The sequence below is a fragment of the Saccharospirillum sp. genome, from assembly GCF_039982735.1.
Classification (GTDB): Bacteria; Pseudomonadota; Gammaproteobacteria; order Pseudomonadales; family Natronospirillaceae; genus Saccharospirillum.
The window spans coordinates 609779-626714 of the sequence record NZ_JBDWXV010000011.1 but is presented as its reverse complement, the minus strand read 5'-3'; the positions used below and the strand labels follow the sequence as shown (position 1 = coordinate 626714).

Here is a 16936-nt window from a genome sequence, read left to right as displayed (position 1 = left end):
TGTATATAGCTAGTGGCTCAGGAGAGCGATTCATGTTGACATTTTTTGCCCGGTCCAGCGTTGCGGTGCTGCTCAGTTGGGCAGCCATTACGCCCCAGGTTCAAGCCGATGACGCCGCCCGACAGCGTCTGATCGATCTGCTGCAAGCGACGGAAACCCTGCAGGCCGAGTTTCGTCAGGAGACTTATGCCGATGGCGAGCTGCGCGGCGACCAGGCTCGGGGCATTATGAAGATTGCGCGCCCGCTCAAGTTTGTCTGGGAGGTATCTGCGCCCTACGAGCAATCCGTCATTTCCGATGGTGAGACACTCTGGGTTCATGACCCTGACCTGCTGCAGGCGACCTACCAGCCTGTTACCAATCAATTGCAGGAATCTCCGGCGATGATCCTCAGTCAGCCCGAATCCACGCTGAGAACCTCCTATGATGTCACAGAGGCGGCGAACGAGAGCCTGACGGCCTATCGCCTTTACCCTCTGGATGAAGACGCTGTCTTCGAGGACATGACGCTGCTGTTTGAAAACGGCCGCATCAGCGAACTTCGGCTCAGTGACAACCTGGGGCAGGACACCCGAATCACCTTCAGCAACGTTGAAACCAACCTGATGCTGGATGCCGCAGACTTTGAGTTTACCCCGCCTGAGGGCACCGACGTCTTCGAACAGATGTAACCCACATGGCCGACCTGTTCAGCACAACCGAGTCCAACCCCTTCGCACCACTGGCCGAGCGGATGCGACCCAAAACCCTGTCTGGCTACATCGGCCAGTCGCATATTCTGGGGCAGGGGCAACCCCTGCGTCGGGCCATTGAGCAGGATCAACTGCATTCCATGATTTTCTGGGGCCCGCCCGGCGTTGGTAAAACAACCCTGGCACGGCTGCTGGCGCATTCAACGTCTTCGAGGTTCGAGGCGCTGTCGGCGGTTCAGTCGGGCGTTAAGGACATCAAAGCTGCTGCTGAACGCGCTTTGCAGGCCAAAGCCGAAGGGCGGCGCACCTTGCTGTTCGTCGATGAAGTGCATCGCTTCAACAAAGCGCAGCAGGATGCCTTTCTGCCTTACGTTGAAGATGGCACCTTCATTTTTGTGGGGGCAACCACCGAAAACCCCAGCTTTGAACTCAATGCCGCACTGCTGTCTCGCGCACGGGTCTATCCGCTAAAACCCGTTTCGCTGGACGACATGGCCGCCTTGCTTGACCAGGCCCGGGGGCAAGACAGCGCGGTTGCAAAGCTGGCAATTGAAGACGACGTGCAGCAACGGCTGTTTGCCCTGGCCGATGGTGATGCCCGGCGTTTCTACAATCTGCTTGAGTTATCGGCGGATCTCTACGCTGATGAGCCCGGCGGTCTCACTCTGGAACGGCTGTCGCAGTTAACTCAGGGCCAGACACGCCGGTTCGACAAGGGCGGTGATGCGTTTTACGACCAGATCTCGGCCATGCACAAAAGTGTTCGCGGCTCCTCGCCAGATGGCGCGCTGTACTGGCTGTGCCGCATGCTCGACGGCGGCTGCGATCCGATTTATATCGCGCGTAGACTGGTTCGAATGGCCAGTGAAGACATCGGCAATGCCGACCCGCGCGCCCTGACCCTGGCTATGGATGCCTGGCAGGTTCAGGAACGCCTGGGCAGCCCGGAGGGGGAGTTGAGTCTGGCTCAGGCCGTGGTCTATCTGGCGTGTGCACCCAAAAGCAACGCCGTCTACAAGGCGTTTAACGAGGTGATGGCCCGGGTTCAGTCCGATCAAAGCCATGAAGTGCCGGTGCATTTGCGCAACGCGCCCACAGCGCTGATGAAAGAGCTGGGCTACGGCCACGACTACCGCTACGCCCACGACGAACCCCATGCCTACGCCGCCGCCGAGCACTATCTGCCCGAAGCGCTGGTTGATCAGCGCTTTTATCAGCCAGTGGATCGCGGGCTGGAGAAGAAAATTGCCGAGAAACTGGCCTTTTTGCGTGATCTGGATGAGCAGCATCGGCAATAATGCGGGTACAGTGAGATCAGCAGGGAGTGTGAATGCATGTCGATACCCTTTAGCCACTGGTTGGCCATCGCCCTGGGCGGCAGTCTGGGCGCCATGGGCAGATTCTGGGTGGTTACCTTCTTTAACCGTCTACACGGTAGCCATTTCCCGCTAGGTACCTTCACCGTTAATGCGATTGGTAGCTTTGTTATGGGGCTGGTCTTTGTGGTGTTAATGCTGCGCTTCACCGGAACCGATACACTCTGGCACCGGTTGCTGCTGGTCGGCATTCTCGGGGCCTTTACCACCTTTTCCAGTTTTGCTCTTGAGAATCTGGTGTTGCTGCAACAGCAGCAGTACTGGATGGCACTCGGTTATACCTTCGCCAGTATCCTAACCTGCATAGCCGCCGCAGCGCTGGGCTTTGGGGTGGGTAAGCTGGTATTCTAGGCGCCCGCCGAACGGGAATCGGAACATGTGTTTCCCAATGGCGATCTACTAACTCCCAATCGACTCTAACAGGACAGAAACGCCCATGCTGGACATAAAACGGCTGAGACAGGACATTACCACGCTTGCTGATCAACTTCGGGTGAAACACTACGAACTCGATGTGTCGGCTTTCGAGTCCCTGGAGTCGAGCCGCAAGTCCGTTCAGGTCGAGACCGAGCAGCTGCAGGCGGAGCGCAAAAAGGCGTCAAAGCAGATCGGGCAGCTGGTCGGGCAGGGCATGTCGGTCGACGAGGCCAAGGCTCAGGTACAGAAGACACTGGATACCATTGCCGAGCAACTGGGTGCTAAAGAGGCAGATCTGAAGCAGATTCAGGCGCAACTGGACGACCTGCTGCTGGGCATTCCCAACGTACCGGATGCTGCCGTGCCCGAGGGCAAGAGCGAAGACGACAATGAAGAAGTGTCTCGCTGGGGCACGCCGCCAGAGTTCGATTTCGAGGTAAAAGACCACGTCGACCTCGGTGCCGTCTCAGGTGGTCTGGATTTCGAGCGCGCGGCCAAGCTGACCGGCAGCCGTTTTTCGGTAATGAGCGGCGGCATTGCACGGCTGCACCGGGCTCTGGCTCAGTTCATGCTCGATACTCACGTTCAGGAGCACGGTTATCTGGAAACCCAGGTGCCGTTCATTGTGAATCAGGAGTCATTACTGGGAACCGGCCAATTGCCGAAGTTTGAAGAAGATCTCTTCAAGCTGAATACCGATCACGCCAGCGATTATTACCTGATTCCAACCTCGGAAGTGCCGCTGACCAATCTGGTGCGCGATGAGATCCTCTCCGATGCGGAACTGCCGCTGATGTTCGCTTCGCACACATCCTGCTTCCGTTCAGAGGCGGGCAGCTATGGTCGCGACATCCGCGGCATGATTCGTCAGCATCAGTTCGAGAAAGTCGAATTGGTACACATTGTGCGCCCAGAAGCCTCAATGCAGGCTCTGGAAGCACTGGTTGGTCACGCAGAAAGTATTCTGCAACGTCTGGAGTTGCCTTACCGTAAAGTTCTACTGTGTGGCGGAGACCTCGGGTTTGGCGCCGCCAAAACCTACGACCTGGAAGTCTGGCTGCCAGCCCAACAGGCCTACCGGGAAATCTCTTCATGTTCGAACATGACCGACTTCCAGGCACGCCGCATGCAGGCCCGTTACCGCAACCCGGAAACCAATAAGACCGAACTGGTTCACACCCTCAACGGCTCGGGCCTGGCAGTCGGCCGGACTCTGGTCGCAGTACTGGAGAATTACCAGACAGCAGAAGGGCGTATTCGGGTGCCAGAGGCTCTGAAATCCTATATGGCTGGCCTGGATCTGATCTAAAGGCCTGACTAACTCATATTGCTCTTGGTCTGTGTTTAAGGGCTATTTTTGTGATGAGCTGAGTGTTGGGTGCCGGGTATACCTATTCGGGGTAGTCCGCAGCATGGATGCTGCGGTCTAGGCCCCATGGATGGGTTTACGCCGACCCAGAATAGGTATACCCGGTGGCCAACACGGCCTCGTGGCGTCCAGCAAGCCTAACAATTTCAACCACCGAGTCGAACCCGGTGGTATTTGACTGACCCAACGGCGGGTCTAACACCGGCATCAAAAAGCCAGTGCCCGCCGTGTCGGGCCCGGCGAAAGCTATTAGTGTCGGGTTCTTATTTTAGGAGTGGTCATGCAATACTTTCCGTTGTTCCATAAATTATCCGATAAGACCATTCTGGTGGTTGGCGGCGGGGATATTGCGGCACGCAAGATTCACCTGCTGCAGCGATCGGGGTGTCGAATTCAGGTTGTGGCTCCTTCAATTCTCCCGGTTATTGCCAACAACCCCAATTGCCACTGCGAATTGCGGGTTTTTGAGGCGGCTGACATCGATGGCAAGGCGCTGGTCGTCAGTGCCACGGATATCGAGGCAGTGAACCAGCGTGTCTCTGCTGAGTCGCGGGCTCGGGGCGTGCTGGTCAATGTGGTCGATTCCCCTGAACTGTGCGATGTGATTTTCCCTTCTCTGGTCGATCGCGACCCGTTGATCATTGCCATTACTTCCAGTGGCCAGGCGCCGGTGTTGGCACGCTCGGTGCGGGCGAAACTGGAGAGTACGATTCCAGCGAGTTATGGCCACCTGGCGCAACTGGCATCTCGCTTTCGTAATGCTGTTAAGCAACGCTTTACCAGCCTCGATGACCGGCGTTACTTCTGGGAAAAGGTGCTGGGTGGCACGGTGGCCGAGCATGTTTATGCCGGTCGGATGGAGCAGGCTGAGCATCAGCTAAAGGCGATGATTGATGCCCCTGGTGATGAGCAGCATGGCGAAGTCTACCTGGTCGGTGCGGGGCCTGGTGATCCGGACCTGCTGACCTTCAAGGCGCTGCGGCTGATGCAGCAGGCCGATGTGGTGCTCTATGACCGACTGGTCTCGGACGCCATAATGGACCTCGTGCGACGGGATGCTGAACGACTTTATGTGGGCAAACAACGGTCCGAGCACGCGGTACCGCAACAGGACATCAATCAGCGATTGGTGGACCTCGCCCGGGAAGGCAAAAAAGTGCTGCGCCTGAAGGGCGGTGACCCCTTTATCTTTGGCCGGGGTGGTGAAGAGATCGACTTGCTGGCCGAGCATGGCATTCCGTTTCAGGTGGTGCCGGGTATTACCGCAGCTTCGGGCTGCTCAACCTATACCGGTATTCCGTTGACTCACCGAGACTATGCCCAGTCGGTGCGTTTTGTCACCGGGCACTTGAAGGATGGCAGCCTGAATTTGCCCTGGAGTGAGCTTGCAAGCCCCCAGCAGACCGTGGTGTTTTACATGGGGTTGATGGGGCTGGAGAAGATCTGTAACAAGCTGATTCAGCACGGTCGCTCGGCTGACACGCCGATCGCGCTGGTACAGAAGGGTACGACGCCGGAACAGCGGCTTTGGGTCGGTACACTGGCCACTTTGCCGGATCTGGTGCGTGAAGACCCGCCTCAGGCGCCTACGCTGATCATTGTGGGCGAGGTGGTGTCGTTGCACGAGCGTCTGAATTGGGTGGGCTCTACGGTGACCGTCAATCAGTCATGATGGCTGATCGGTCATGCCCGCCAGTTTGACTGGCAGGCATCGCGGTCGCCACAGCTGATTTCAGGGTTCTGGAGCCGATCTGATCAGTGCGATAGGAAGACTGCAGCAGAGACTGAAGCGATGCCGCTGATCAGCGGGGCTAGGCCGTAACCGGCAGACGATACCGGTAGCAAACCCAGAATGGCCGCGCCCAGTACGGCAATGGCAACCGACACCAGTGTAATGCCGATGAAGAAGACGGCACCCATCAGTATTTTCAGTTGTTGGGCGTTTAAATGCAGGGGTAGGGGTTCGGTCATAACTACAGCCTCCGAGCGTCGCTTTGAATCACAGTCTTGGGTACTGCGCTCACTTTTGGTGCGATATCGGCGGTTTTTTAAGGAAGTAACCCCCGATACAGGGGTTATTTCAAGATGCGTGCCACTTTTATTACTCTGCTAACAGGCTTAAGGCGTCCGTGAAGGTTAAAGAGTGACCGACCGCTGCTGCCAGAGTCTTTCCGCTTTCTCGCGGGCTTCCTGGAGTGAGATTTCATCAGCAACCATCAGTACCAGGGCCATGGTGTCCTGAATGGCGGCCAGGCTGTAATCCGACTCAGCCTCGCCCGCCCAGGTCGACTGCAGCAGCGCCATTGAGGGCTCGTCCGGGCGCACCGCCCGTTTTGGCAGTCGCCTGGGTACCTCTATTTGCTTCGGGTGCTGCGGGCAATGAACCAGCACGGTAGTATCCGAATCCGGTCTGACTTCAAATTCGCCACTGTCACCTTTGAGAACAACGTTATGGGAATCACCCAGTAAGCCTGCGGTGTCGTGGTGCAGGGCTTTATAGCTGGGGTGAAACATGCCTTGCACCGTAACCCGTGCGCCGGTCGGGTTCAGGTTGCGAACCAGGGTATTGACCGGTGAGCGTAACCCCAGCTCCCGTTTCATATCAATGATGTGCGACAGAGTGGGGGCAAAGCTGACCAGCGGGCAGTAGACCATAGCGTGGTCCCGGCTCAGTCTGGCAGCTTCCTGCCACGAGGCTGCAACGGGAATGCCCAGCGCGTCGCACACCGGGCGGGCATACTGACGCCCAGCCGTATGTTCACCACCGCCGTGCATAAAAACCGGATAGCCACCCTGCGCCAGGGCTTTGGCCGCTAACACATACCAGGAGGGTTGGCGGCGTTTTCCGGCGTAGGCTGGCCAGTCGATCTGCATGGGTTGGCCGGCCCATAGCTCGAGTTCATCGCGTACCGCCTGAGCCATGCCGGCCAGCTCTTCCGCCGTTTCTTCCTTGACGCGCATCAGCATCAACAGGGCACCCAGCTGCGCCTGGGTTTCGCGCTGATGCCAGATCTCCTGCATGGCAAAGTGGGCTTCTTCACGGCTCAGCGATCGGCTGCCGTTCTTACCCCGGCCCAGGGCCCGGATCAGGTCGGCAAACTTCAGGGTATCGGTCATGGTTTATCCAGCGGTGGCAATAAATGGATTACAGGCAGTTTTTGGGCTTGGGCAGTCCGGCTAGCAGAGCCAGCATACGGGCCGGGCTTTCGCCAAAACGCTGCATCAGGAAAATACTGTTGCCCACCTCGGCTCCGAACCGGGCTTTCAGATGCTTGACCAGAGGGCGCATGGCGGGCGACAAGTCGTATTCAATGTAGAATTCACGCAGTGATTCAACAATGGCCATATCCTGGTCGGTCAGCGAGAGCCCTTGCTGACTGGCGATATCGAGGCACCAGTCTCGCGTCCAGTGCGTTGCATCGAGCAGAAAGCCAAGATGGTCGGTCTCTAAGCTGGCCGTCAGTGTTTGTTCATTCATCTCGTTTACTCAGGTTTTCTGTGGTGTTGAGCGGGCGTCAGGGGCTGGCTTTACCAGGTCAGTTGTGGCTGATGTTCAGCAATCAGATCGGCCCATTCCTGATCGCTGATGACCGCCCAGTCCGGGTGGCGCTGGCCGCCCAACGCATCGGCATCGGCCTGGCGGATACAGCCCCGGGCAGGCATCGGGTTGGGCTGCCACATCAGCGGGCGGGCATCTTCGCGCACCACAATGACATCTCCGGCTTGCAGCCAGAGATCAAAGAGTTGCCGTTGTGCCTCGCCAGGCACGGCCGTGAGTGTCAGCAGGGCCATCAGAACACCTCCACATAGCGCGCATGGCGGAGCCAGTAAGCCAGTTGACCCAGCGAGCAAGCCTGAATGTCATCCCGGTGAATATCCTGACCCAGAACCCGGTGTTGATGACCGGCGCAGTAAAACAGTGCTTCACTGCCGTATAGGGGCAGTGCACTCAGTTGTTTGTTGAGGTTCTTGCTGTCAACGGGTGCCTGGTTGTCGGCCAGCCAACCCAGGCCCTGATCAAAGAACACCACCGCATGGTCACGGTCGAATAGCGCCAGGCTCATGACCGCTTCCAGTACTTCCTCACTCTGCCGGCCCTGGTACGGCGGGCGGGTGATTAGCACCAGAGTGTCAAAATGATCTGAGCCTGGCTCAGTTGTTGAATTCGCCGTCATGTTCATCGAAAACTCACTACCTTGTCGGCTTCACCATAGCCCAGTGCCCACTGGCCCAAACCGACCAACTGAAAGGGCTCTGTGACGGTCGAGACTGAGCTTTGATAGCGTTGTGCTTCAGTGTCATTCAGTAACCCCCGGTTGGCCGAGGCCGCAATGCACAGCAATAACTCGCAACCGGATTCGGCGGCGAAGTCGAGCCAGGCTTGTCTCAGGTCGATTTCATCGGAGGCTGGAGACTGTGTGATCAACCCGACATAGACGGCATCCATAAAGAAAAACACACGCTCAATCCGGTCTCCCCGGGCGAAGCTAGCCCGGGCGTAGGCCAGGGCGTCCCGGTGACTCACATGGTGCCAGGGTGCTTGGTAAAGGTTCAGTTGAATGTTCATGGGCGCATCATATCACACACAAAAAAGGCCGCTTTAAGCGGCCTTTGTCTCCAAACGGTTCACTCCGGTCAGTCGTCGGACAGAGCACCGACCAGCACCAACAGGTGAACAAAGAGGTTGTAGATGTCGAGATACAGTGACACCGTCGCGCGAACGTAGTTGGTTTCACCACCGTTCACAATGCGGCTTGTGTCGAACAGGATCAGCAGTGACATCAACAACACCACACCAGCGGAAATGGCCAGGCTCAAGACCGGGATCGACAGAAACAGGTTGGCCAGAATCGCGACCAGCACGACAATCATGCCAACCATGACGAAACCGCCCAGGAAGCTGAAGTCTTTTTTCGTGGTTACGGCATAAGCCGACAAACCGAAAGTGACCAGTGCTGTACCACCCAGCGCTTGCGCGACGATGGAAGGGCCATTGGCCAGCGACAGGTAAGCGGTCAGCATGGGACCCAGACTGGCCCCCATTAGGCCAGCGAAGGCGAAGGTCCAGACAATGCCCATGCTTGAGTTGTACGCGCGTGGCAGTACGAACCAGACGATGCCGATCGCGGCAAGCATCATGATCAGTGCACCACCCTGAGGCATTCCGACAGCCATGGCGATCATTGCCGTAACGGCACTAAACACCAGTGTCATCGACAACAGCAGATAAGTATTTCGTAGTACTTTATTGGTCGCCAGCGCCGATTCCGAACGCGACGTGACGGTACCTTGATAGTCAGCCATGGGCAAACCTCCATAATGTGAACCCGAACCAATAGTATAGGCCGGTTGCCGTTTTTCAAGCGATATCGCTCGCCAGCACACCAGCTATACCTGCCGTTGACAGTACAGGATAAGCCCCGGAGTGTCAGCTTCGATCGGTGTTTTTACACCCTGGGCGCTACGTTAACTGCAGGGTAGGATGCGTGCCTGTCCGACCGGGTGAAAAAGGCCTGCAAACTGGCCATAAGTCATGTATATTCTCGTTTTAAACGGTCGTTTTAAACAATCGCACGAAACCATAAGCGTCGACCGTAAACGAGTAACCAGTGACTGGGGTTGTAGTCAGCCTCGCCTTTGCCATATCCGAGACCGAACCATGAGCCAAGCCGATACCGTCACCCGCATTCTGGATTCAGCCGAAGAGCTCTTCGCTGAGAAAGGGTTTGCCGAAACCTCCTTGAGGATGATCACAACCCGGGCCAAGGTTAACCTGGCCGCGGTGAACTACCATTTCGGCTCGAAGAAAGACCTGATTCAGGCTGTTTTTGCGCGCTTTCTCAGCCCTTTTTGCAGCAAACTGGATAAAGAGCTGACTGTCATGGCGGCAGCGGTCCAGGAACCCAGTCTCCACGATGTTCTGGATGTACTCGCCCGAACCATGCTGACCGGTGTTCACTCCACCGTTGGCACCCGTAAGCTGTCGGTGTTCATGCGCCTGCTCGGCTTGGCCTATACGCAGGCCCAGGGACATCTGCGTCGTTTTCTGAAAGAGCACTACCACCAGACATACAGCCGCTTTATTTTATATCTGCGCGCAGCCCACCCGGAGCTCTCACCTCGCGAAATCTTCTGGAGAATTCATTTCGCCATCGGCGCTTGCGTGTTCACCATGTCGAGCATTGAGGTGTTACGAGACATGTCGATGGCCGACACCGGCGAAGATTCAGGCGTCGAGGATGTGATGAATCAATTGATTCCGTTTTTGGCGGCTGCGTTAGAGCGCTAGTCTTTTTCTGGACCAATGGTAGTAGCACGACCACTCGCTCGCCGCTTCCGAAGCGTTTCCGACTGGGTCAGCCGGACATCCGTTGAGCATTCGATCATGGTTTCCAGCAGGGCTTCGTCGTATGGCTCATTGGCCACAAGGTTGAAGGTTGCCTTGGTAACCTGAAGAGAGTTCTGGCTGCGAGACAGAATGCCACGCGCCAGCACGGTGGCGATCGCTTCCAGTTCATCGCCAGGTACCAGCCGATGCACCAGCCCCAGGCGGGTCGCGGTGTAGGCATCCATGATTTCCCCGGTCAGTGAGTAATATTTGGCGGCGCGTTCGCCCAGAGCCTTGGTCAGATAGGGGCTGCTGAGCGCAGGCACCTGGCCAAACAGCGACTCGGTAATACAGAACGAGGTTTTTTCACTGGCCAGAACCATATCGCAACAACTGGCAATGCCGACCGCCACCGCATTCACATCGCCACGCACGGTCAACAGTACAGGCACCGGGAACTGATAAAGGGTTTCCAGCAGACGCGACATCTGTTCGGCGTCCTGTTGGTGCTCGGCGCGGCCGACGCCTTCACGGCGTTTCAACCATTGCCTATCTGGCCCGCTGCAAAAATGCGCTCCCTTGCCACTGAGCCAAATCAGCTTCAGTGATGCATCGTCGGCCAGATCATCCAGGGCCGTGACCAGAGTGCAAATCATTTCATCGTCGTAGGCATTGCCCGTCTCAGGCTTGTTAAGAATCACCCGGGCAAGCCCATCTTCCAGACGCTCGATCAGTACGGTTTCCTTCATGGCTTTTGTTGTTCTTTTTTAGCGAAGGGTCATTTCACACTAAACCAGAAAGACAAAGGCCGCCACTCGTTGACGGCCTTTGCTTCTGTATGTTTTGTGTATAGAGCGGGGGTGCCGGGTCAGACGGTACCTGGCGGGGCGCAAAGAATCATCCGCACACCGACTGGCTGCAACTCGACATCATCCCATGCCTGGCGCTGCATTTCGGCCTGCATTTCGGCTTTTACCACATCCTGTTCGTTCACCAGCGGGTTAACGCTGGCCAGGTAACGCGTGCGTTCGATCTTGGCGTCACTGGCGGCCTCGTGTTCGCGGCGGGCATCCGCTACCGCAACATCGAATTGTGCCTTGGCGTGGCCCAGACCAACGTCGTAAATGGGCGGAATACGCTCTTTGGCCGATTGAATCAGCTTGCGCACCATCTTGACCGGCAACGTCTTGATCTGAGGGGCGAGCGACGCTTCTGTCAGTGCCGATGACAGATCGGCGGTACCGCCCTCCAGGGTGAGGGTGCGCAGCAGGTTATGGTTCAGGTAAGGTTTTAGTGCGTGAGCGAGCCGTGGCGGAATGGCAATTTGCCACTGAACTTCCAGCAACACCTGGCCGGCCGGTACTTGCTTGGTTTCAAGCAGGGCAACGCTGGCCTGACCGAGCTGGGTGCCGGACAGAATGTCCATCAACCCCACGATCAGCGGGTGCTCCCAGGAGACAAAGAGAACATCTTCACGCACCAGAGCCCGTTGCCGGTCAAAGGTAATGACAGCGCCGCCTTCCGGAATGCCGGGAATAACCGGAATCATCATGTTGTCTGACGGTATCAGCTCGAAAATGCCGTCATCCAGGGTCTCAAAATGCAGGTTGAGGAGGTTGGCAGCCATTTCCACGACGTTTTCCGCCGTGTTCTGTTCCAGTTCGGCGACCTGAAGGGCGAGTTCGTCTGCTTCGGGTTGCCGGCAGGAATTCAGTTCCAGCATGACGTCGCGGCCGGATTCAAGCTCCCGGTTCAGTTCATCCAGCGATTGCCGGACTTCCGCCGTCAGGGCACTGTCATCCGGGTTGGCGAACCAGGTGTCCGCATAGCGCTCGTGGATGGCACCGGCGGCCGGTTGTAGCGTTTCGATACAGCCGAGCACGTCGTGATACCAGCGCAGACGCGCGGCATCGGGCCCGTCGGGCAAAAAGGGCAGGTGGATGTGAATCGTCTGGTCCTGCCCGATACGGTCCAGCCGGCCGATGCGCTGTTCGAGTACGTCCGGGTGGTGAGGCAGGTCCCACAGCACGAGGTGATGACTGAACTGAAAATTACGGCCTTCACCGCCAATTTCTGAACACACCAGAACCTGGGCACCGTCCTCGTCTTTGGCGAAGTGCGCGGCGGCGCGGTCTCGCTCAATCAGGTTCAGCCCTTCATGAAAGGCCGTAGATTCCAGCCCATGATCGTGCCAGAGGTGGTGTGACAGCTCCTGAGCGACTTCTGCGGTCTGCGTAATAAGCAGTACTTTCTCGCTCCGGTTGGCTTTCAGCCAGTCGACCAGCCATTGCTGACGTTCAGCTTCAGACTCTGCGGGGTGTGTATGTACCTCGCGCGGGAAAAAGCCGGAGACGCCGCGCCGGGTGTTGCGGTAAACAACACGACCGGGGCCATGCCGGTCCAGTACATCGGCGAGGGCGCGTCGACTGTCGTTATGCCACTCAATGCCCAGTGAAGCCAGTCGGTCGAGCAGGGCATCGTCGATGTCGTCGTTGTACAGCGCTGTTGCAACCGAAGACAGTTCAATAAAGTGGGACTCATCGGCCTGATAATCTTCAAAACGGGTAAAGCGGGAGGCATCAAGCAATTGCAGCCGCTGAAAATGCGCTTCCTGGCCCAATTGCTCCGGCGTGGCGGTCAATAACAGCAAATGGGGAGTTTTTCGGGCGAGCGCCACCCAGCTTTCGGTGTCATCCAGGCCTTCGGCGTCATCGAGCGACAGGTGATGCGCTTCGTCAACCACCAAGACATCCCATTCCTGGGCAGTAATCCAGGGCATTTCTTCGATGTCGTTCAATAACCGGTGCGGGATCAGGTGCACCTGACCCATGCCAAAATCGTGGTCTTCCGACTGATAGAACTCACAGTGCAGGGAGAAACGGCGCACCAGCTCAACCAGCCACTGTGCCTGAAGAGCATCGGGCACGGCAATCAGGACCCGACTGGCCCGACCCTGCTGCAACAGGCGGTTGATGATCAACCCGGCTTCAATGGTTTTACCCAGCCCCACTTCATCGGACAACAGGGCACGAACCCGGGTGCGTTCAGTCGCCTGTTTTGCCACATACAGCTGATGAGGCAGTAAAGCAGAACGAGTCCCGAGCAGGCCATTCAAGTGGGCCGACCAGATGGCCTGGTGCCCGGCATTCAGGGCAGCGCGAAAATTAAACCAGTTGGGGTGGTCAGTCTGGCCGGTCATCAGCCGGGTTAGCGGGCTGTTTCTATCCAGGGTATCGGCCAGTTCGGTTTCCGGTACCATCTCGCCATCGAGCGTTTCGTACACATGAAGCCCGTTGAGATCGTGCACCGCCTTAACTTCCGCCTTGCGCTGATCGCGGCGCTGGAATTCCTCGCCGCGCTCGAAGCGAATGCGGGTCAGGGGAGGCTGGCGCAGCGCATAGCAGCGCTCATCGTCGACAGCAGGGAAATAGAGAGTGACAGTGCGCGCATCGGTACCTTGCACCATTCCGAGCCCCAGCTCGGGCTCACCATCAGCCAGCCAGCGCTGGCCCTGTATAAAGTCTGACATGGCGTCCTCGTATCCCCAAAAGGGCCGCTATTCTACGGAATCTGTCGAGTCATGAAAGAGATAACCGCGAATTGGCGTGATTCGATGACTTTCAGTCTAGTAAAACAACGTCTGTTTGTCGGATTCATCAAAGCGATAGCCTGGTTCGATGGTCATAAGAGTGCAAAATCATGCATTTGGGGCTTGCCAGTTGGCCCCATTGCCCCATTATTAGGGGTACATTAATCAAGGTATTTTCGCTGTATGACTCTTAATGCGCACACCGCTTTCGACGCCATCGAATCCCGCACCATCGACTCACTGAATGTGACGCTGGAACATTACCGGCATCGCAACACCGGAGCTGATCACTTTCACATCAGCTCCGATAACCCCGAGAATGTCTTTATGGTGGCGTTGCGCACCATGCCCAAGGACTCCTCAGGTGTAGCGCACATTCTTGAGCACACGGCGTTGTGTGGCAGCGAGCAGTTCCCGGTGCGTGATCCGTTTTTCATGATGACACGGCGATCGCTGAATACCTTTATGAACGCCATGACCAGTAGTGACTGGACGGCTTATCCGTTTGCCAGTGAGAACGATCAGGATTATGAGAACCTGCTCAGCGTCTACCTGGACGCCGTGTTCTTCTCCAACCTGAACGAACTCGATTTCCTTCAGGAAGGGCATCGCCTGGAATTTACCGAACCGGATAACCCGGCGTCGCCACTGGCGTTTAAAGGCGTTGTGTTCAATGAAATGAAGGGCGCCATGAGTTCGCCGGTCAGTCAGTTGTATCAGGCGGCCAAACACTACCTGTTTCCCAACAATACCTATCACTTCAACAGTGGCGGCGACCCGGAGGCGATTCCGGATCTGACCTATGAAGACCTGAAGGCTTTCTATAAAACGCATTACCACCCCAGCAACGCGACCTTTTTTACCTTTGGTAACCGCCCGGCTGTGGACGTACAAAAGCGTGTTCACGAACAGGCGTTGCACCGCTTTGAAGCACTCGACCATAAGCTGTCGGTGCCCTTGGGGCGGCGCTATAATTCGGTTTTGCGGGTTGAGAATGCCTATGCTGCCGAACCCGGTGATCTTAGCGGTAAAACACACCATGTTATGGGCTGGTTACTGGGCGAATCGACTGATTTGCTGGGGCAGCTGGAAGCTCACCTGTTGAGCGATGTGTTGCTCGATAACAGCTCTTCACCGTTGCGCAAGGCACTCGAACAGACCGACATCGGTAGCAATCCGTCGCCGATGTGCGGCCTTGAAGACTCAAACCGGGAAATGATGTTTCTCTGTGGTCTGGAAGGCAGTGAGCCTGAGAAAGCCGCCGATTTTGAGCGTCTGGTCATCGAAACGCTTGAGCAGGTAGAGCAAACCGGTGTGCCCTATGAAGACGTGGAAGCCATGCTGCATCAGTTGGAACTGTCGCAGCGCGAGATCACCGGTGACAGCGCGCCCTATGGTCTGCAACTGATCTTCTCGGTGATTGGGGCGGCCACGCATGGAGGTTCGGTGATGGAGTCACTCGACATTGACCCGACCCTGGCCATTCTGCGCGAGCGCAGCCAGGACCCGGCTTATATTCCAGGCCTGATTCGCAAGCTGTTACTCGACAACGTACATCGGGTTCGCCTTACTCTGCGGCCCGATGCGGAACTTCACCAGCGTCAGCTCGATAACGAAGCGGCCCGCCTGGCCCGCATTCAGGCGGGTCTGACCGATGAAGAAAAACAGCGCCTGGTTGAGCAGGCCAGCAAGTTGAAGGCCCGGCAAGAACAGGAAGACGATGTCGGTCTGTTGCCCAAGGTAACGCTGGCCGACGTTAAGCCCGATGTAAAACGTATCGCCCCGGCTGCCAGCGACGACATTACTCGTTATACCGCCGGCACCAATGGCATTGCCTATGAACAATGGTTCGTACCGCTGCCAGCCTTAACCGCCGACGAACTGGCACTGCTACCGGTCTATACCGCCTTGCTCACCGAGATTGGTGCCGGCGATAAGGACTACCTGGCTATGCAGCAATGGCAGGCCGCCCGCACTGGCAGCGTCAGTTTCTACAGCCAGTTCCGTAACCCGCTGGAAAGCGCTGATGAGGTCGCGGGCTACGTGGTGCTCTCCGGCAGAGCTCTGGTGCGGCACGTTGATGAGCTGACTCAGATCCTGACTCAGCACTGGTCTGCGCCGCGTTTTGATGAAAGCGCCCGCGTCTTTGATTTGCTCAAGCAGTTGAGTGCACGGCGTCAGCAAAGCGTGACGGGCCAGGGCCATGTACTGGCCATGCAGACCAGCAGCGCCTTCCACACCCGCGCCAGTGCACTGACCTACGATATGGGCGGCTTGCCTGCCATTCGCCGAGTGAAGGGCTGGGTCGATGCGTTTGCTGATGATCAGGCCGCCTTAAACGAATGGCTGGCAGCCATTAGCAGTCTGCACCAGAAGATTCAGCAACAGCGCTCTCATGCAGTGCTGATCGCCGAACCGGGCGAACTGGACACGCTTACCGGTGTACTGAGGGAGCAGGGGTTACAAAACCGCGAATCAAGCCTTGAACCAACCACCCAAAAGGCCGATTGGCTGATGCCCAAACAGAACACCGCCTGGAGCGTTAACACTCAGGTGAATTTCTGCTCAGCGGCCTATAGAACAGTGATGCCGGGTCATGAAGATTCAGCACCTTTGACGGTTCTTGGTGGTGTACTGCGCGATAACTTCCTGCACCGAACAATCCGTGAGCAGGGCGGAGCCTACGGTGGTGGGGCGTCGCACGACAGCAATACTGGCACCTTCCGCTTTTATTCCTACCGCGACCCGCGCATTGAAGGCACGCTGGACGATTTCCGCGCCAGTCTCGATTGGGTAACCGGGCAGGGCGTTAACCAGGAGCAGGTCGAATCCTCGATTCTGGGTGTCATCAGCTCAATGGATAAGCCCGGTTCACCGGCCGGTGAAGCCAAGCAAGCTTTTCAGAACCGACTTTTCGGACGCTCCGATGAGTTCCGCAAAGCCTATCGTGAGGCCTTGCTGGGCGTAACAGCGGCCGACGTGAAGCGCGTTGCCGGGACGTACTTTGATGAGAGCAACGCCTCAAAAGCCGTGGTTACCGATCGCAAGCATGCGGATGAGCTGGCCGGAAAAGGCTTTGAAGTAGAATCGCTGAGTTAGGCGACGACGAAAGATGCAAGTCGTTAGGTAATAGAGCCGCCGTAAGGCGGCTTTTTCGTTTAACCA

The 16936-nt window shown here is 57.1% G+C and carries 16 protein-coding genes; 7 read left to right on the top strand and 9 right to left on the bottom strand.

Features of this window, described 5'->3' with window-relative positions:
* Positions 1-32 precede the first annotated feature (32 nt).
* The 5 genes from lolA to cysG all read left to right on the top strand — a co-directional run bounded on the left by lolA (position 33) and on the right by cysG (position 5526).
* Positions 33-671, top strand: coding sequence for an outer membrane lipoprotein chaperone LolA (gene lolA / locus ABJT94_RS11215; protein ID WP_348475251.1), 639 nt, complete (start codon positions 33-35; stop codon positions 669-671).
* Between the two features lie 5 nt (positions 672-676).
* Complete coding sequence (locus ABJT94_RS11210) at positions 677-1990, top strand: replication-associated recombination protein A (RefSeq protein WP_348475253.1); 1314 nt, start codon at positions 677-679, stop codon at positions 1988-1990.
* Between the two features lie 36 nt (positions 1991-2026).
* Positions 2027-2419, top strand: coding sequence for a fluoride efflux transporter CrcB (gene crcB, locus ABJT94_RS11205; protein WP_348475254.1), 393 nt, complete (start codon positions 2027-2029; stop codon positions 2417-2419).
* 85 nt (positions 2420-2504) lie between these two features.
* Entirely contained in the window at positions 2505-3794 is a 1290-nt protein-coding gene (serS, locus tag ABJT94_RS11200; RefSeq protein WP_348475256.1) for a serine--tRNA ligase, read from the top strand.
* 340 nt (positions 3795-4134) lie between these two features.
* Positions 4135-5526, top strand: a complete 1392-nt coding sequence (gene cysG, locus ABJT94_RS11195; RefSeq protein WP_348475257.1) for a siroheme synthase CysG — start codon at positions 4135-4137, stop codon at positions 5524-5526.
* Between the two features lie 83 nt (positions 5527-5609).
* Here cysG and ABJT94_RS11190 read toward each other — a convergent pair whose 3' ends face one another.
* The 7 genes from ABJT94_RS11190 to ABJT94_RS11160 form a co-directional block, all read right to left on the bottom strand.
* Positions 5610-5825: a hypothetical protein gene (locus ABJT94_RS11190; protein ID WP_348475258.1), complete on the bottom strand. Its 216-nt coding sequence runs from the start codon at positions 5823-5825 to the stop codon at positions 5610-5612.
* 165 nt (positions 5826-5990) lie between these two features.
* On the bottom strand, positions 5991-6971 hold the full coding sequence (locus ABJT94_RS11185; protein WP_348475259.1) for a glycosyl transferase family protein: 981 nt from the start codon (positions 6969-6971) through the stop codon (positions 5991-5993).
* Between the two features lie 28 nt (positions 6972-6999).
* Positions 7000-7332: a TusE/DsrC/DsvC family sulfur relay protein gene (locus ABJT94_RS11180; protein WP_348475261.1), complete on the bottom strand. Its 333-nt coding sequence runs from the start codon at positions 7330-7332 to the stop codon at positions 7000-7002.
* A 50-nt stretch (positions 7333-7382) separates the two neighbouring features.
* Positions 7383-7646 (bottom strand): hypothetical protein, encoded by a 264-nt coding sequence (locus tag ABJT94_RS11175; protein WP_348475263.1) that lies wholly within the window; start codon positions 7644-7646, stop codon positions 7383-7385.
* The gene (locus ABJT94_RS11170; RefSeq protein ID WP_348475264.1) at positions 7646-8035 is read right to left on the bottom strand and encodes a DsrE family protein; all 390 of its coding nucleotides are present in this window, start codon (positions 8033-8035) and stop codon (positions 7646-7648) included. Before ABJT94_RS11170 ends, ABJT94_RS11175 begins: the two co-directional genes overlap by 1 nt.
* Entirely contained in the window at positions 8032-8421 is a 390-nt protein-coding gene (gene tusD, locus ABJT94_RS11165) for a sulfurtransferase complex subunit TusD (RefSeq protein WP_348475265.1), read from the bottom strand. Before tusD ends, ABJT94_RS11170 begins: the two co-directional genes overlap by 4 nt.
* A gap of 68 nt (positions 8422-8489) precedes the next feature.
* Entirely contained in the window at positions 8490-9158 is a 669-nt protein-coding gene (locus ABJT94_RS11160) for a Bax inhibitor-1/YccA family protein (RefSeq protein ID WP_348475266.1), read from the bottom strand.
* 355 nt (positions 9159-9513) lie between these two features.
* Here ABJT94_RS11160 and ABJT94_RS11155 point away from each other — a divergent pair, with 355 nt between their 5' ends.
* Complete coding sequence (locus tag ABJT94_RS11155; protein WP_348475267.1) at positions 9514-10143, top strand: TetR family transcriptional regulator; 630 nt, start codon at positions 9514-9516, stop codon at positions 10141-10143.
* On the opposite strand, the gene ABJT94_RS11150 is transcribed toward ABJT94_RS11155, so the two are convergent.
* Entirely contained in the window at positions 10140-10931 is a 792-nt protein-coding gene (locus ABJT94_RS11150; RefSeq protein ID WP_348475269.1) for an enoyl-CoA hydratase-related protein, read from the bottom strand. The two genes, ABJT94_RS11155 and ABJT94_RS11150, sit on opposite strands and share 4 nt — an antisense overlap.
* A 119-nt stretch (positions 10932-11050) precedes the next feature.
* Complete coding sequence (locus ABJT94_RS11145) at positions 11051-13711, bottom strand: helicase-related protein (RefSeq protein ID WP_348475271.1); 2661 nt, start codon at positions 13709-13711, stop codon at positions 11051-11053.
* 243 nt (positions 13712-13954) lie between these two features.
* On the opposite strand from ABJT94_RS11145, the gene ABJT94_RS11140 reads away from it, so the two are divergent.
* Entirely contained in the window at positions 13955-16870 is a 2916-nt protein-coding gene (locus ABJT94_RS11140; protein WP_348475273.1) for an insulinase family protein, read from the top strand.
* Positions 16871-16936 lie beyond the last annotated feature (66 nt).

Bases quoted from the DNA above. Each gene is read 5' to 3' on its own strand.
- ABJT94_RS11180 (WP_348475261.1), bottom strand. From the start codon at position 7,332: ATGAATGAACAAACACTGACGGCCAGCTTAGAGACCGACCATCTTGGC.
- ABJT94_RS11160 (WP_348475266.1), bottom strand. From the start codon at position 9,158: ATGGCTGACTATCAAGGTACCGTCACGTCGCGTTCGGAATCGGCGCTG.
- ABJT94_RS11210 (WP_348475253.1), top strand. From the start codon at position 677: ATGGCCGACCTGTTCAGCACAACCGAGTCCAACCCCTTCGCACCACTG.
- lolA (WP_348475251.1), top strand. From the start codon at position 33: ATGTTGACATTTTTTGCCCGGTCCAGCGTTGCGGTGCTGCTCAGTTGG.
- ABJT94_RS11175 (WP_348475263.1), bottom strand. From the start codon at position 7,646: ATGGCCCTGCTGACACTCACGGCCGTGCCTGGCGAGGCACAACGGCAA.
- ABJT94_RS11190 (WP_348475258.1), bottom strand. From the start codon at position 5,825: ATGACCGAACCCCTACCCCTGCATTTAAACGCCCAACAACTGAAAATA.
- crcB (WP_348475254.1), top strand. From the start codon at position 2,027: ATGTCGATACCCTTTAGCCACTGGTTGGCCATCGCCCTGGGCGGCAGT.
- tusD (WP_348475265.1), bottom strand. From the start codon at position 8,421: ATGAACATTCAACTGAACCTTTACCAAGCACCCTGGCACCATGTGAGT.
- ABJT94_RS11155 (WP_348475267.1), top strand. From the start codon at position 9,514: ATGAGCCAAGCCGATACCGTCACCCGCATTCTGGATTCAGCCGAAGAG.
- ABJT94_RS11150 (WP_348475269.1), bottom strand. From the start codon at position 10,931: ATGAAGGAAACCGTACTGATCGAGCGTCTGGAAGATGGGCTTGCCCGG.
- ABJT94_RS11140 (WP_348475273.1), top strand. From the start codon at position 13,955: ATGACTCTTAATGCGCACACCGCTTTCGACGCCATCGAATCCCGCACC.
- ABJT94_RS11185 (WP_348475259.1), bottom strand. From the start codon at position 6,971: ATGACCGATACCCTGAAGTTTGCCGACCTGATCCGGGCCCTGGGCCGG.
- ABJT94_RS11145 (WP_348475271.1), bottom strand. From the start codon at position 13,711: ATGTCAGACTTTATACAGGGCCAGCGCTGGCTGGCTGATGGTGAGCCC.
- cysG (WP_348475257.1), top strand. From the start codon at position 4,135: ATGCAATACTTTCCGTTGTTCCATAAATTATCCGATAAGACCATTCTG.
- ABJT94_RS11170 (WP_348475264.1), bottom strand. From the start codon at position 8,035: ATGAACATGACGGCGAATTCAACAACTGAGCCAGGCTCAGATCATTTT.
- serS (WP_348475256.1), top strand. From the start codon at position 2,505: ATGCTGGACATAAAACGGCTGAGACAGGACATTACCACGCTTGCTGAT.